This is a genomic window from Mesobacillus maritimus (assembly GCF_044803185.1).
In the GTDB taxonomy this organism is placed as follows: Bacteria; Bacillota; Bacilli; order Bacillales; family Cytobacillaceae; genus Mesobacillus_B; species Mesobacillus_B maritimus_B.
This window is the reverse complement of the sequence record NZ_CP085225.1, coordinates 5,199,974-5,215,809: the sequence shown is the minus strand read 5'-3', so window position 1 is coordinate 5,215,809 and position 15,836 is coordinate 5,199,974. Positions and strand designations below refer to the sequence as shown.

The window sequence follows — 15,836 nt, the reverse complement described above, 5'->3', positions numbered from 1 at the left end:
ATGAGGTTAAAAACATATACGGTTAACACCCTGCCTGAAGGGATGCTGCAAATCAAAAAAGACCTAGGAGAGGACGCGCTGATTTTAAATACAAAAAAAGTGAAAACACGCGGCTTTTTAGGGTTTTTTAGGAAAGAAAAACTCGAAATTATTGCGGCGATTGAAACGAAGCCAATGGTTCGCGAACGACAGCCAGAACAGAAAGTACAGGGAGAGGGCGTACGTTCTTCGCTTGTTCGTGAGCAGGTGAGTCTGAAAGATCAATTATCAGAAGACAGAGAAATGGTGATGAGCGCCAAGGTCCATCATCCTCAAACTAAAGAGGATAAGCATTTGACGAGTGAACTCATGAATGAGCTAAAAGATCTGAAGAAAATGATGGTCCAGGTAATAGAGGAAGACAGGCTGCCAGAAGCTGTCCAAACCATTCATACGCAATTCGTCCGTCAGGAACTCACTCCAGAAATCCGTTCGGAGTTGTTGGGCAAGTTGATGGTAATGGTGAGTCAGAATCCCGAATATACCCGACAACAAGTGAATCATTTGGCAAGGAATGAAGTCGTCAAGTTTATTTATGCTCATCAAAAGATGCCTGAAACAAAAAGAAGCGAAATCATTTGTTTCGTCGGGCCGACTGGGGTCGGTAAAACCACGACCATCGCTAAAATTGCCGCGGATTATCTTTTAAACGAGAACAAAAAGGTCGGTCTCATTACGTCGGACACCTATCGCATTGCTGCGGTAGAACAATTAAAAACATATGCTGGGATATTAAATATCCCGATTCAAGTGGTCCAGACTCCTGCTGATATGAAGCAAGCGATGTCTGCCCTGAATTCCTGCGATGTGATTTTAATGGATACGGCCGGGCGGAATTATCAGCAACAACAGTATATGAACGAACTGGAATTGCTTCTTTCTGATCAAGGGAAAATCCAAACCAATTTAGTACTAAGCCTGACTTCTAAATACGGTGACATGAAGAAAATCATTGAAAGTTTTCAATCGGTCAAAATTGACCAGCTGATTTTAACGAAAAGGGATGAGACAAGTTCCTTTGGAGCGATTGTCAATGTAATGTACGAATACTCGATTCCCTTGCGTTATATCACCACTGGTCAAAATGTCCCCGATGATATTGTTGAGGTTACACCTGCGCTACTTACAAACTTCTTATTGGGAGACGGTTTAGAATGATGGATCAAGCAAAACGGTTGAGAGAAAGGGTCCGCCAATCGAAACCGGTAAAGGAGCAAAGAAAGACAAGGATTATTGCTGTTACAAGTGGAAAAGGTGGCGTCGGAAAATCCAACTTTGCGTTAAATTTCGCGTTAAGTCTGGTGAAGCAAAACAAGAAGGTCCTGCTCTTTGATGTGGACTTAGGCTTTGCCAATGTTGATGTCTTATTAGGTCGGTCAGCAAAGGAAAGCATTGCGACGATGCTTGAGAAGGAGCTGTCTGTTTGGGACATTATCGAGGAGGGGCCGAACGGCTTATGGTTCATTTCAGGGGGTACCGGGTTTCATGACATGTTTCGTTTAGATGAAGCAAAACTGAATACCTTTTTTACACAATTGAGCTCGCTTCAAGGTCATGTCGACTATATTATTCTTGATACTGGCGCAGGACTCTCTGTTGAAAATTTGCGGTTTATCATGGCTGCAGATGATGTCATTTTGGTGACTACGCCGGAACCAACCGCGATTACGGATGCTTATGCGGTTGTCAAAATGGTTTACGCGAGAGACCGAAATATTCATATAAAACTGATGGTGAATCAATGCACCAGTGAAAAGGAAGGCATTCAAACAGCTGATAATTTTAAAAGAGTAACGGAGCAGTTTTTAAATAAACGGATTGAACACCTTGGCTTTATCCCGAGTGATGCCCATGTCACAAGTTCGGTTAAAAAACAAATGCCGTTCTTCCTCGCCTTTCCGAACTGCCCTGCCTCAAAAGCTGTTGAACAAGTAACCTATGAATATCTGCAGCTACCTGTTCCTTTTAAGCTTGGGGTAAAAGGGTTCTTATTAAAAATGCTATCTATATAATCGGTTTTAGCGGCGGTGGCTCCGTCTTTCATCAACCTGCTTAAACAAGCGTGTTGCAGCCATATTTTATCAGAGGTGGTGAAGCCCTTTTGAAAAATAACCTGTCAAAAGAAGACCTCAGACAATGGAAAATGTGGAAGGCCGAGCGCAATCCAGAGGCGGGGGATTATTTAGTCAAGAAATACCATCATGTGTTGGACTATGTCATCCAGCGCTTTATGATTAGCCTGCCGAAAACGGTCCATAAGGATGACATCCGAAGTTATGCTTATGAAGGCTTACTGGATGCGATTGATAAGTTCCATTTGGATGGGGATTTCAAATTTGAAACCTATGCAAACTGGAGAGTGAAAGGGGCCATCATTGATGGTCTCAGGCAAAGTGACTGGCTTCCTAGGTCTGTGAGAGAAAAAGTGAAAAAGGTTGAAAAGGCCTATGCGGTTTTAGCACAACAGAATGGAAGGTCTGTTACCGATGAAGATGTGTGTCAACATTTAGGAATCACGAAAGCGGAATTGAACAAAACGGTATCCGAAGCGGCTTTGTCGACGATGATTTCCACGGATGAGACGGTTCAGGACGGTGAAAATGACCTAGTAAGAAGATCCAATGCGATTAAAAATGAGCAGGCAGAATCGCCAGAAGCTCATTTATACGAACAACTATTGAAAGAGGCCTTGGCAAAAGCGATTGACCGTTTGCCAGAAAAGGAAAAGTTGATTGTGACCCTTTGTTATTTTGAAGAATTAAAATTAACGGAAATTGCCGAAGTTCTAGGTTTGAGTGTTTCCCGCATCTCGCAGCTGCATTCAAAAGCGATTCTCCGGTTAAATTCGGCGATTTTATCGATTCAGGAAAACTATTAACTTAGGAAGATTTGAAAAAGGTGTAGGTGAACAGCATGGATTGGATTTCGGTAAGTATCGGATTGAGCATTTTATTAAATATTCTTTCACTCCTGATGCTGATCCAGAGCAAAAAGAGAAATGATTCCGATACGGAGAAAGATGTACAAACCATTCAGCAAAGTGTAGAACATTTTATATTAAAAATAGAAACCGAAAATGATAACCTTTATCAAAAGATCGTTCACTATGTAAAAACAAACCAACATGGTGCAGATGGAAGAATTCCAATATTGGAAGAGAAAATTCGTTTATTGGAAGAAAAGCTGGAATTTGAAGGGCCTTCTGATGATCAAAAGGGCGAACTTCCGCCACATGCTAGTTTACCAAGCAATCAGATTCAGGATGAAGAAAGCGTCCAGCAGTTATTTAAACAAGGTTTTTCACCCCGACAAATCGCCAAGGTCTTGCAAATGGAAGATGGCGAAGTTGAGCTGATCATCAATTTGTTGAAAAAACGACAGATACTCCCTAGATAAAATGAGGTGCTTCTCGTGCGAATTGAAAGGCAGACGAGCTTTCCGGTCGGTCAGCTCCAAAAAGGGCCAGTGGAAAGCAAACCAGCTAGCTCCTTTTTCAGAATGATGAGCCAATCCCAGACTAAGCTGCAGCTTGAACAAACCCTAGGCCGTCTGGAAAAACAAGGCCAACTACTCGTTCAACATCGAACAATCGAAAATCTACGAGATTATAAGAAAATTGTTCAAGAGTTTATTGGCGAAGTGATGAATGGTGGTTTGCAATTATCCGAGAAACAAAGCCAACACCCGAATGGCCATATGAAAACTCATCAACTTGTTGAAATCGTCGACCAAAAATTGCTTGAACTCCAAGATGAAGTCATGAATAATGAAAAACATGGACTGGAAGTTCTTGGCTTAATTGGAGAAATCAAGGGCTTACTCATTAATTTATACATGTAGTGGGGGAAAGCGGAATGAGTGACAATCGTCGTGAATTTTTTCGGGTCGCATTTGACCATTTGATCAATGGAGAAATTTCCATTGAAGGAGGAGCGTTTACGCGGATTAAGATTGATAATATCAGTGTTGGGGGCATGAGTTTTGTTTCAGAAGCCCAATTTTTCATGCATGAAAAGGTAGAGTGCCGATTTACGATTTTAGAACGCTCTTTTCTCATTAAAGGGGTGATAGTTCGTAAGTCGATTAAGCTGAATTATACCGAGTACGGTGTGGAGTTTGAAATCGACCAGGAAACGGCTTCTACCTTATTTCAACAATTGAATTTTTATCAAATTCGTCAGCGACGAAAAGGAGATCATTAAGGTTAAAAGTAAAACACACGTTTAGATGGGGAATGCTATCGCCGTGTGTTTTTTAGTAGAGATGAAAAGAGGGGCATTTTATGAAGATTCAAACGGTTCGTTTTAGGGAAATCGAAGTGGATGAAAGCCGCTTGATTACCTTTCTTAAGGGGATTCCAGGATTTGATGAAGATAAACAATACATTTTGCTGCCTGCAGATGAAACAGGTGAATCCCCATTCTTCTTTCTGCAATCCGTTGAAACAGCTGAAGTTAGTTTCTTGCTGCTTGATGCGTTTGCTTTTTTTGCTAAGTATGATGTGAATTTAGATGATTCCGTTGTTGAGAAGCTGGAGATTGGAAGTCCTGATGATGTGATTGTGCTAACCACGGTGACGGTTCAGGGAGAGCTGAAGCAGGCGACAACCAATTTAAAAGCACCGCTAGTCATCAACTATCCGAAGCAGGTTGGGATGCAAATCGTTCTGGACAACCGTGACTACATGATTAAGCAGCCTTTGTTCAATAATAATCAAAAGGCTACAGTAGGGCAGGTGTAACAAATGCTAGTGCTTGGTAGGAAAAAAGGCGAATCAATCGTGATCGATGATCACATCGAGATTACGATTACAGCGATTGAAGGCGACACGGTCAAATTGGGAATCACTGCGCCAAGGCATATTGCGATTCATCGGAAGGAAATTTATTTAGAAATCCAGGAAGAGAATAAATTGGCGACGACTAGTGAATTGGATTTGAGTGAGCTTTTGAAGATAAAGAAGTGATGAAATTTGAGGGGACCTGTGGCTATGGTCTCTTTTTTTAGGTGAAAAAGCAGGGCAATCAGATTGGAATTGCCCTGCTCTTTTTGTTATTCCTTCCTATCTTCTTTGACACTTAACAACAATAGAGGGGGAAATTCCGCTTATTTTTACTTTTGCTAGCAGGCTAATTAGGATCAAGCCTCCTTACTGAATGTGAGGTGAGATAAAGAAGATTTTTAATGACTTCATGCAGGAAAGAACCCAAATTGAGCTATTTATAGGCTGTGTTCCTATACATTGTTGATTTTTCACACATTGATTGGAGCTGAACTCAACAGCGACGTTTAACAGAGCCTAAAAAAAGTTTTAGAATCTATTAAACTTTTCGGACACAGCTCCGATATTAATAGTGAAAGGTAGTTCCAAACGGATTTGGTTCTCTTTCAAAATACAAAATTCTTATTACACGGAGGTAGATTTACATGATTATCAACAACAATATCCCAGCACTCAATACGTACCGAATGATGAATACAGCAGCAAATGGTACTTCATCATCAATGGAGAAGTTGTCTTCAGGTCAACGGATTAACAAGGCAGCAGATGATGCAGCAGGTCTAGCCATCTCTGAAAAAATGCGTGGGCAAATCCGCGGTCTTGAAATGGCACAGAAAAACGCACAAGATGGTGTTTCTATGCTTCAAACAGCTGAAGGTGCATTAAATGAGACACATTCAATTCTACAGCGTATGCGTGAACTGTCTGTTCAGTCTGCAAATGATACGAACACCACTTCTGATCGTGAAAAGCTTCAAGGTGAAATTGATGCTCTTGCAGAAGAGGTTGCACGTATTGGATCTTCTACTGAGTTTAACGGAAAAAAACTGTTAAATGGTTCTTTAGATGCCACATTCCAAATTGGTGCAAATGAAAACCAAAATATTAGTGTCAAGCTTGGGGATGCCCAATCATTTAGCTTAGGTGTAACAGGAGGGGTCAAGTTAGAGGTTACTTCTGCTTATACGGCTGGAACAGGTACAACAGGTGATTCTCTAGTTGCGGGCGCCTACAGCGTTTCCGAAAATGCTGCTGGTAATCATGATATGAAAGATGATAACGGAAAAGTTGTTGCAACAAGTACGGACGGTGGTTTAACTTATACTACTAAAGCGTTTGATGGTGGAACAGGGGATGACTCATTTACTTTTAGTCAAGCTGTTACATCTGGAACGGTAACTTATGATGGTACAACAGGTACGGCTAATACAACTGCTGTCAAAGCTACTGCTGAATTTACAAATACTGGACTTGAAGCAGGAACTTACACATTTAATGGTACGGATGGAGTTCTAGAAGATGTAAATGGAGATGTAGTAGCTCGCTTAGATACAGATGGAGTCACTTTCAAAGGTGCAGACGGTACTAAAGTATTTGCTGCTACAGTTGGACTAACAGATGGTGATACTCTTAAAGTTGGTGGAATTGATATCTCATCACAAGATAGTGCCAATAAAGCAATTTCTAAGATTAATTCTGCGATTGAAACGGTTTCTGCTGAGCGTTCTAAAATGGGGGCAGTCCAAAACCGTTTACAATTCACTACGAACAGCTTAAGCACAACAGCCGAGAACTTAACAGCTGCAGAGTCTCGTATTCGTGACGTAGATATGGCAAAAGAAATGATGGCCTTTACAAAGAATAACATTCTATCTCAAGCAGCTCAATCAATGCTTGCACAAGCAAACCAACAGCCTCAAGCTGTCCTTCAGTTACTTCGTTAATCAATAGAATAAAAAGAGAGGGATCGGAATCTAGGATTCTTAGATCCCTTTTAGTTTAAACAAAGTTATGTAAAGGGAGGCTGTTTCTTTGAAAAGAACTAGCAAGTTTTCATTGTTTCTGAGTATTTTATTAGTGGTACAGCTCTTATTCCCGATTATTGGTGCCTTTGCTGCTGAATTGCAAGCACCCACCAATGTACGAGGATATGAGCGCTATCCTGGAAATGTCGCATTAGAGTGGGATGCTGTTCCATCTGTGGCAAGTTATAAGGTTTATAAATTAGATGGGGAAACAAAAACTTTTTTAACCCAGGTGACAAGTAACAAAGCGTTTATAAACGTCCAAGAAGGAACCTATACTTTTGCGGTTTCTGCCATCGCGAATGGAACAGAATCTCAACTTTCATCCCCATTCACATTGGAGATTAAATTCCCAGAAATGCTTCCACCTAGTAATTTAAAGGCCTCTGTCGAAAGGTTCTATGATTTAACCTTAAGCTGGAATGCTTCTGAGTATGTGAGCTACTATAAAATCTATAAGGTAGTGAATGGAAAAAGAGAGTTAGTTACAACAACACCGAACACAAATTTTACCCTTACATCATTACCGGAAGGGGATTTTTTGTATGAAGTGACCTCCTATAGTACTCGGTTTGGTGAATCGAAAGAGGCTTCGCAAATTGAGGCAACAATCGTTTATCCAGAAATGCTACCACCGACTAATTTAACTTACACCATTCAGAATGGTAGTGATGTAGCACTTACATGGCAAAGTGCAAAATATGCAAATAAATATAATATTTATAAAGTAGTAAATGGAAATCGAGAGGTCGTTGCCTCCACAAGCAATTTGAATATTGTTTTTAGTAATGTGCCAGAAGGTGACCAGGTATTTGAAGTAACATCCTATAGTCTTGCATATAAAAAAGAATCCAAAACGGCCGCACAAGTTACCTTTCCTATCTCTTATCCTAAAATGAACGCACCAACTAATCTTACTCTTTCTATTTTAAATGGAAATGATGGAACATTAACTTGGGATAAGGCTGATTTTGTTGATACTTATAAGGTTTATCAGGTTATCAATGGTGAAAAGGTTTTACTAAAACACACGCCGAACCGCCAAATTTCGTTTGATAACTTGCCTGAGGGAAATTATGTCTATGAAGTAAGTGTGTATAGCAGCCGTTTTGGTGAGTCTCCTACAGCACGAATAGAGTATGAGCTAGTTCATCCAGAAATGCAGCCGCCTTCAGGTGTTGAAAGCTATGTTTTAAATGTTAACAACATTTATTTGAAATGGAATAAATCTGATTATGCAGTTGGATATAAGGTTTATCAAGTGGTTGATGGGGAGCGAATATTAGTTGGGGATACGGTCAACACCTTCCTATCGATTGCTAATTTGTCTGAGGGTCCATATGAGTATGAAATTACCTCCTATAGTGATCGCTTTGGTGAATCTGCGCTTGCTTCCCATGTTGAAGCAGAAGTTGTTTTTCCTGAAATAAAAGCACCACAAAATCTTCAAGCAGCCGTTAACCAAGATTATAAGTCAATTGCATTATGGTGGGATGAAGTAGAATACGCAACTTCTTATAATGTGTATCGAATAGTGAATGGAGAATATGAATTTATCGTCAATACGCCTAATACACGTACACAGTTTAGAGACATGGCCGAAGGCAAATATGTATACGTGGTCCAAGCGATTAGTAAATATGGGGATTCATCGTATTCGAATGAGGTAACAGCTACTATTGAACCAGATCTGGAAGCGCCAGTAGCTCCAGTTGCGGTAATTGAAGGAGACTCTATCAAGCTCTCTTGGGAACCTGTTCAAGGAGCAGACTCCTATAATGTCTATGAAATTGTTGATGGTGAACGCATACCGGTTGGAAATACAGTCGATACAGCTTTTACATTAGAAGATCTTGAAACAGGCAATCACGAGTATGAAATTGTACCTGTTAGCGAGTCAGGATTAGAGGGAACAGAATCCACAACTGTAACCGTTACAGTGGAAGACCTTGATACAACCCCTCCAGTTACAACCTCTAATGTTAGTGATGAGTGGATTAATGACGATTTCACTGTTCAGTTGACAGCAACTGATGATAAAAGTGGAGTAGACAAAACGTTCTATTCTATTAATGGCAAGGGTTCTGTAGAAGGTACTGAATTTACCATCACAGATGAAGGTATTCACAAGGTTTACTTCTACAGCATCGATAAATCGGGAAATGTAGAAGAAGTAAAAACGGTTGAAGTGAAAATTGATAAAACAGTACCAGAAACGACTTCAAATGTAACGGATGCCTGGTTAAACCAAGCCTTCACCGTAGAATTAACAGCAACGGATGACCTCAGTGGCGTAGCGAAAACCTACTACTCTATCAACAATGGAGAATATGTTGAAGGAACAAGCTTCGAGTTAGCAGAAGTAGGCGTGCACGAAGTGAAGTTTTACAGTGTCGATAACGCGGGCAACGAAGAAGAAGCTAAAATAGTAGAAGTAAAGATTGATAAAGCCGCTCCAGAAACGGAATCCAACGTGAAGGAAGGCTGGCTAACAGAGGCGTTTACCGTTGAATTAACCGCAACGGATGACCTCAGTGGCGTGGCGAAAACGTATTACTCTGTAAATGGTTCTGAATTCGTTGAAGGGACGAGCTTTGAGGTAAGTGAAGAAGGAATCCACAATGTATCCTTCTACAGCATTGATCACGCTGGAAACGTCGAAGAGGCCAAAACAGCTGAAGTAAAAATCGATAAAACGGCTCCTCAATTGTCTTGGGATCTTGAAGAACAATATGCTCTAGGAACAAACCTAACGATTGCTTACGAAGCAAACGATACACTTTCAGGGGTTGCTGTTGAAAAAGTAACGGTTAATGGGGAAGTTGTTACAAAAGGGGATACGATTCCGGTCGACCAACCTGGCGAGTACAACATCCAAGTAACCGTAACAGACAACGCTGGATGGGAAACAACAGTAGAAAAGACATTTGCTGTCTACATTCTAGGAGACTTGGAAATCACTCCAGGCATCATTAAAATAAATAAAGGTGTGTTTACTGCAAGGGTAACTTTACCTGATGGTTTAGAAGCTGACTTGGACCTTTCAAGTGCGACTTTAAATGGAGTGGCAGCTGTTGATAAAGGAAAAGGTTCAGTGCAGCAAGCAGCTCAAGGAATGTTTAAATTTAACCGTGAAGATTTTGACTGGAACAAAGGGGAAGTTTTCGTAGAGTTCCGCGGGATGGTTAATGGACAAATGGTTATTGCTAGTACCACTGTTACAGTTAAATAAATACTCGGATTTTAAAATAACCGTTGGTGCCCTCATCAACGGTTACTTTTATTGAGGCGAAAAATGGGTTAAACGGATTTACGGGTTATCATGATAAAGGACTAAATAAAAGGGAGATCTTACCGATATATATATAATAGATATGCCGTGTTAGTGAGGCTAATTTGCTAATACGGTACTTAGTTCAAGGAGAGTGAAACAAGAATTTTTCGTTACTAGGTTTTTAGTAAAATAAAAAAAGAAATCATTTGAAGAAGGTGTGAAACTTTGAATCTACCTCCAATTGGGGCTGGAACCTCTTTCTTGGCGGATGCCATCCAAAAAAATCCTCGACTGATTGAGCAACTTATTCCTAATATAGCGAATGAGCCGGTTTTTTTTGAAATCTTTCGGAGTCTTTTAGAAAACCCAAAAACTTCGGGAGGAGACCCCTCATTGACACCCAGTTCACCTGCACCACAAGCAGCGTCCATAGCCCGAACACTACCACTCAATTTGAACCTGACCAGTGGAAATCAATCAAGCATGATGGAGATTCATGCTACGATTCGGGAGGCTTCCGAACAGTACGGGGTTCCGGTTGCATTGATTCGTTCGATTATCGATGCGGAAAGCGGCTTTAATCCGCGGGCTGAGTCTCATGCTGGAGCGCAGGGGTTAATGCAGCTCATGCCAGCGACAGCTAAATCATTGGGTGTTAGCAATTCCTTTGATATCAAGCAGAATATTGATGGCGGGGTTCGTTATCTTAAGCAAATGCTGGACCGGTACGAAAAGGTTCCCTTAGCCTTGGCGGCCTATAATGCCGGGCCTGGAAATGTCGATAAGCATAATGGGATTCCACCCTTTAAAGAGACCCAAAACTATGTGCAAAAGATTATGAAAAGCCTGTCTCCGTACGCATAGGACGGGGGATTGACGGAATCAAAAACAGAGTGAGTTTCTCATCTCACTCTGTTTTTTGGGGTTTATTTTAGAAGGAGTTTTGCTCGTTTTCATCGTTTGGCAGGCTCAATCACAATTGCCTGGGAACCCATTTGCTGCCAAGCGTTGATAAAACTTGTTTTATTTATTTTTTTATTTTTAGTGCCATAGGGATCATTTATATAAATGTTTCCTTGATCATAGCCAGTAATCACAACGCTATGCATATTGTAGGTAATGTCAACGGGTCCTTGTGGTGTTAACCATGATTGAATGGTCGAGACAGGAGTTGAGTTCGTCGTAGTAATGACCCAAACAGGCAACCCTTGACTCACTTTTTCGATAAGAGTTTCAAAAGGGTGATTTGTTAAATCGATTATCTTGAGGTCTTTGTTCAGATAGGATTGTGCCAATTGAAAAATCGGGCCATGGTAAACGCCTAATCCTGGTCCATCTTCCATATTGCCGACAAAGCCTTTATTCGGATTTCCATATTTGCCATCCTTGTATTGTAAGGGCACTCGAGGGATTTGTTCTGCCAGTTCATTCTTAGTCACTTCAATCTTCCAAAATTGAAGCATCATGGCTAAGCTCGTTACTTCGCAGCCATTATATAATCTCGGTGCATCCATCTGGTTGATTAATGGTACATCTAATTGGATTTCTTCCGCGATTTTCTCCTTCTGATACGGTGTAGCAACTGCTTTTTCCTCTACTGGCAGGCCCCGGATATCTATCAAAATTCCAGCAAGTAGAATGATTATACTAACACTATATTTAAGTAGATTGTTCACTTCTACACCTCTATGTTGCCATAAAAATTTTAAACTAGTCTTTATTTATTTCATCGGTTTATTTTTAAAAAAGTTTAGTGAAAAGTCGTGTCTTTGCGAGAAAAGAAGGAGCATGCTTTTAAATGGTCATACTATTTAAAATTCGGGTAAAAAGTGAAAGTTCTTTGGGAAATTGCCGTTAATAAATAGGTATAGAGAGTGTGGTTTTAAAAGTTAAGTAATGATTGTCGTTCATTTTGACTAACCTAGAAATCATTACAATTGAAAACAACTTTGATTGCTGGGGGAGAGAATAGTGATTTCTAATGATTTTATCACTGCTAAGGAGAATGGAGCTAGGCAAACGCTAAACCTACGTCGAGCGTTATTAGGGGAACAATTTATGATTTATTATCAGCCTGTAGTGGATGCAAAAACGTATAAGGTTGTCAGTGCCGAGGCACTCATCAGATGGGATCACCCTGAGTTGGGAATCGTGACTCCTTCTCATTTTATCAAACTAGCAGAAGAAACAGGTCTTATCATTCCAATTGGTAAATGGGTAATAAGACAAATCTGTGGACAGTTTGTTTTATGGAGAGAAAAGGGGATTCCGCTCATTCCGATTAGTATTAATATCGGTGCACAGCAACTTTCACAACAAGATTTTACCCATGAGGTGAGGGAGTTGTTGGATTATTATCAATTGGATGGAAGCTTGCTAGCCTTTGAGATTTCTGAAACCTCTTTAATGAAAAACGAACATTTTATTATTGAGTCCTTAGAAGAATTAAAAGAGTTAGGAATTAAAGTCTATATTGATCATTTTGGAAATGGACATTCTTCGCTTTCTTATTTGAATTCCTTTCGATTAGATGGAATAAAAATTGATCGTTCCTTTATTCATGATATCTCGTGGAAGCCTGAAAATGCCGTCATTACTTCTGCTTTGATTGAAATCGGTCATAATCTACATATTAATGTGATTGCAGAAGGAATAGAGACTGTGGAAGAGCTGCAGTATTTACAAGAACTAAATTGCAATCAATTGCAAGGCTATCTATTTGGCAGGCCATGTTCGGTTCAAGATTTTGAGCTAGTCTTGAAAAAGGGACAGATTAGCCCCATTCAAAAGGAAATGATAAATGATGAGAAAAATACCTATCGTATTCCGGTAAATACCCCATTCCAAGCGGAAATAATCTTAATCGACTATCTTGACAGAAAAGAAAAGGACGAAGAAACAAACGTACTTATCGAAAACATTGGCCCCGGAGGTTTGAGGATTCAATCCAATCTAAAATTAATCGTTGGTCAAGAGATGATTTATTCTTTTAAGCCAGAAAAATTAAAGGAAGACGTCCAAGTTGCCGGTGTAGTCCTATGGAATGATGAATTACCAAATGACCAATTCCAGTACGGCATCCACTTCATCATCCCAGACCACCAGCGAACCCACCTAACCCAACTCCTCCGATAGTGGGACACAGGGACAGGCACCTTGTCCCAAAGGTGGACTGGAAACTTGGGTCAGTGATGAACCTGTCTCTCTTTCCCTCGCAGAGAAACCAAAACCGGTTGGGTTGCCCCAACCGGTTTTGTGCGATATAGCTATAATCATGTCTCATTAAAGATAAGCAAACCTTATGAAAGAATTTAATAAGAGCAGGGGCGGGACAGTAGAACCTGTCCCTGTGTCCCTTCTTTATTTCATTTTAAGTAGTAATTCTTTAATGTCTTGAATGTCCTTCTTTAGTTCTTGATTTTCTTTGAATAGTTGCTGCATTTGTTCGTCCCGATTGTCTTCGTCTTCTTGGCCCAAATAGCTTAAGATTACGGCTACAACAAGGTTTAGGATGACGAGGGAGCCAATGATGATAAAGGAAACGAAATAAGCCCATGACCAGGGGATTGCATCCATTACGGGTCGTGCAACCTGACTAGCCCACGATTCAAAGGTGACGACTTGTAATAAAGTGAACAGGGAGGTATGGAAGCTTCCAAAAAATTCAGCTGGAAGGACTTCACTAAAGAATGTAGTTCCGATAATCGCGTAAATGGAGAAAATCAACATCGATAAACCGAGAATTCCTGTTAAAGCAGGAATGGATTTCATTAAGGAGTCGATTATTTTCCGTAAGGCCGGTATGGCGGGAATCATTCTTAATAACCGCAATACCCGTATTAATCGCAATACACTCACAAAAGGCGTGGTATAAAAGAGTAGGCTTGCGCCAACAATTAAGAAATCAAAAATATTCCATCGATCAGAAAAGTAGCCTTTGAAGCCTAAACCGGTGATTTTAAGAATCAGCTCCGCGACAAAAATCCAAACAATCACTAAATCTAGCGTGAGTAATAGACGATTTCCAATGAAATAGGTTTCCGCGACGATAATGATTCCATTTAATAGAATAATCCCAATCAAAATCTGCTGGAACCTCTTATCAACGACAAGTTGGTGAATTTGATCTCTCAATTTGCTTTTTTCATTCGATTTCATTGTTTGAAGCTCTCATTCCCTTTTTATCGTATTTTCTTCTATTTTATTATAGAAAACTAATTATAGCATTTTTCAAAACTTGATTTCGATACCTCGGTGAATGTCACCGGCTTTGAGCTCCTCTTTACCCCCCTCTATAATCACCCTTCCGTATGATTCATAAAGGTAGTGTATTTTCTGTTTATGTATCGATTCCCGCAACTATTGGATATTGACCAGCGAGAGTTTCTCCAACCTTTTTTAATTCAAAAGGGACAGGGGGGGGCAGGTCCCTTGTCTCAGACCTATAGAGAACTCTGGTATCTGGGACAGGCACCTTGTCCCACCGTTATAGTTTTTAACTATAACGACTTATTGCTTTTATCAGTTACGCTATAACTCTTTATTCATGGTAGGATACAACAATAGCATTTACATAAAGGAAAGAGGGATTTTTATGAAAACAGTAAGTCAATCAATTTTCCGTGCCGATCAGGTTGGAAGTCTATTACGATCAGATGCAATTAAGGATGCACGCTTGCAAAGGGTGGAAGGGAAAATCTCTGCAGCTCAGCTTCGTCAGGTTGAAGATGCTGAAATTTCAAGAATTGTGGAGAAACAGAAAGAAGTGGGTCTCCAAGCGGTGACGGATGGCGAATTCCGCAGAGCCTGGTGGCATTTTGACTTCCTTGAAAACTTGGTCGGTGTGGAGGGCTATTGGACAGGGAACGGAATTCAATTCCAGCAAAAACAAACAAAATCTCGCGCGATTAAAGTCACTAGCAAACTAGATTTTGAAAATCATCCGATGCTGGAAGATTTTAAGTTTCTACAGCAAGCAGCCGGTGATCATACAGCTAAATTCACGATTCCAAGTCCGAGCATGCTCCATTTTCGCGGAGAGATTGATCAGTCCGTCTATCAAGATGAAGAAGAATTCTTCAATGATTTAGCACAGACCTATAAAAAAGGTATTCAAGCTTTTTACGATGCTGGTTGCCGTTACCTGCAGCTTGATGATACAGCCTGGGCTTATTTATGTTCTGAAGAACAAAAACAACAACTTCGCGCCAAAGGATTGAATCCTGATTATTTAATTAAAATGTACCTGGATACACTGAACAAAGCGGTAGCGGACCGTCCAGATGATTTAAAGATTACGATGCATATCTGCCGCGGGAATTTCCGCTCCACTTGGATTTCTTCTGGTGGTTACGAACCGGTTGCGGAACAATTATTCGGGCACTTAAATATCGACGGCTTCTTCCTCGAATATGACAATGATCGCGCAGGCGGCTTTGAACCGCTTCGCTTTGTAAACAGACCTGATTTAAGCATTGTTTTAGGCCTTGTTACTTCAAAATTCGGCGAACTGGAAAATAAAGATGTAATTAAAAAGAGAATTGAAGAAGCATCACAATATGTTGATTTGAACCAGCTGGCTCTCAGTCCTCAATGCGGGTTTGCCTCTACCGAAGAAGGAAACTTGCTAACAGAGGAACAGCAATGGGCGAAGCTTCAGCATGTTGTAGAAATCTCTAAGGATGTCTGGAAATAAAAACTTTAAGAATACAAGCAA

Annotated in this window: 15 protein-coding genes; 13 read left to right on the top strand and 2 right to left on the bottom strand. The window is 40.4% G+C overall.

What is annotated here, in order from left to right:
* The 11 genes from flhF to LG336_RS25050 all read left to right on the top strand — a co-directional run bounded on the left by flhF (nucleotide 1) and on the right by LG336_RS25050 (nucleotide 10,984).
* A complete protein-coding gene (gene flhF / locus LG336_RS25100) occupies nucleotides 1-1,197 on the top strand; it encodes a flagellar biosynthesis protein FlhF (protein WP_404330199.1) in 1,197 nt (398 codons plus the stop codon).
* Entirely contained in the window at nucleotides 1,194-2,051 is an 858-nt protein-coding gene (locus tag LG336_RS25095; protein ID WP_404330198.1) for a MinD/ParA family protein, read from the top strand. Before flhF ends, LG336_RS25095 begins: the two co-directional genes overlap by 4 nt.
* Nucleotides 2,052-2,140: 89 nt before the next feature.
* Nucleotides 2,141-2,917 carry a FliA/WhiG family RNA polymerase sigma factor gene (locus tag LG336_RS25090; RefSeq protein WP_404330197.1) on the top strand — a complete coding sequence of 259 codons (777 nt, stop codon included), beginning with the start codon at nucleotides 2,141-2,143 and terminating at the stop codon, nucleotides 2,915-2,917.
* Between the two features lie 35 nt (nucleotides 2,918-2,952).
* Nucleotides 2,953-3,435: a DUF6115 domain-containing protein gene (locus LG336_RS25085; protein ID WP_404330196.1), complete on the top strand. Its 483-nt coding sequence runs from the start codon at nucleotides 2,953-2,955 to the stop codon at nucleotides 3,433-3,435.
* A gap of 15 nt (nucleotides 3,436-3,450) precedes the next feature.
* The gene (locus LG336_RS25080) at nucleotides 3,451-3,879 is read left to right on the top strand and encodes a YaaR family protein (protein WP_404330195.1); all 429 of its coding nucleotides are present in this window, start codon (nucleotides 3,451-3,453) and stop codon (nucleotides 3,877-3,879) included.
* A 14-nt stretch (nucleotides 3,880-3,893) separates the two neighbouring features.
* Nucleotides 3,894-4,241, top strand: coding sequence for a PilZ domain-containing protein (locus LG336_RS25075; RefSeq protein ID WP_404330194.1), 348 nt, complete (start codon nucleotides 3,894-3,896; stop codon nucleotides 4,239-4,241).
* Nucleotides 4,242-4,321: 80 nt separating this feature from the next.
* Nucleotides 4,322-4,780: a flagellar assembly protein FliW gene (fliW, locus tag LG336_RS25070; RefSeq protein WP_404330193.1), complete on the top strand. Its 459-nt coding sequence runs from the start codon at nucleotides 4,322-4,324 to the stop codon at nucleotides 4,778-4,780.
* A 3-nt stretch (nucleotides 4,781-4,783) separates the two neighbouring features.
* The gene (csrA, locus tag LG336_RS25065; protein WP_404330192.1) at nucleotides 4,784-5,005 is read left to right on the top strand and encodes a carbon storage regulator CsrA; all 222 of its coding nucleotides are present in this window, start codon (nucleotides 4,784-4,786) and stop codon (nucleotides 5,003-5,005) included.
* Between the two features lie 461 nt (nucleotides 5,006-5,466).
* A complete protein-coding gene (locus LG336_RS25060; protein WP_404330191.1) occupies nucleotides 5,467-6,765 on the top strand; it encodes a flagellin in 1,299 nt (432 codons plus the stop codon).
* An 88-nt stretch (nucleotides 6,766-6,853) separates the two neighbouring features.
* On the top strand, nucleotides 6,854-10,078 hold the full coding sequence (locus LG336_RS25055; RefSeq protein WP_404330190.1) for an OmpL47-type beta-barrel domain-containing protein: 3,225 nt from the start codon (nucleotides 6,854-6,856) through the stop codon (nucleotides 10,076-10,078).
* 435 nt (nucleotides 10,079-10,513) lie between these two features.
* Nucleotides 10,514-10,984, top strand: a complete 471-nt coding sequence (locus LG336_RS25050) for a lytic transglycosylase domain-containing protein (RefSeq protein ID WP_404330189.1) — start codon at nucleotides 10,514-10,516, stop codon at nucleotides 10,982-10,984.
* A gap of 89 nt (nucleotides 10,985-11,073) precedes the next feature.
* Here LG336_RS25050 and LG336_RS25045 read toward each other — a convergent pair whose 3' ends face one another.
* Complete coding sequence (locus tag LG336_RS25045; RefSeq protein ID WP_404330188.1) at nucleotides 11,074-11,796, bottom strand: C39 family peptidase; 723 nt, start codon at nucleotides 11,794-11,796, stop codon at nucleotides 11,074-11,076.
* 295 nt (nucleotides 11,797-12,091) lie between these two features.
* Between LG336_RS25045 and LG336_RS25040 the strand changes: the two genes are divergently transcribed.
* The gene (locus tag LG336_RS25040; protein WP_404330187.1) at nucleotides 12,092-13,255 is read left to right on the top strand and encodes an EAL domain-containing protein; all 1,164 of its coding nucleotides are present in this window, start codon (nucleotides 12,092-12,094) and stop codon (nucleotides 13,253-13,255) included.
* 225 nt (nucleotides 13,256-13,480) lie between these two features.
* Here LG336_RS25040 and LG336_RS25035 read toward each other — a convergent pair whose 3' ends face one another.
* Complete coding sequence (locus tag LG336_RS25035) at nucleotides 13,481-14,278, bottom strand: ion transporter (protein WP_404330186.1); 798 nt, start codon at nucleotides 14,276-14,278, stop codon at nucleotides 13,481-13,483.
* A gap of 436 nt (nucleotides 14,279-14,714) precedes the next feature.
* Here LG336_RS25035 and LG336_RS25030 point away from each other — a divergent pair, with 436 nt between their 5' ends.
* Nucleotides 14,715-15,815: a 5-methyltetrahydropteroyltriglutamate--homocysteine S-methyltransferase gene (locus LG336_RS25030; protein ID WP_404330185.1), complete on the top strand. Its 1,101-nt coding sequence runs from the start codon at nucleotides 14,715-14,717 to the stop codon at nucleotides 15,813-15,815.
* Nucleotides 15,816-15,836 lie beyond the last annotated feature (21 nt).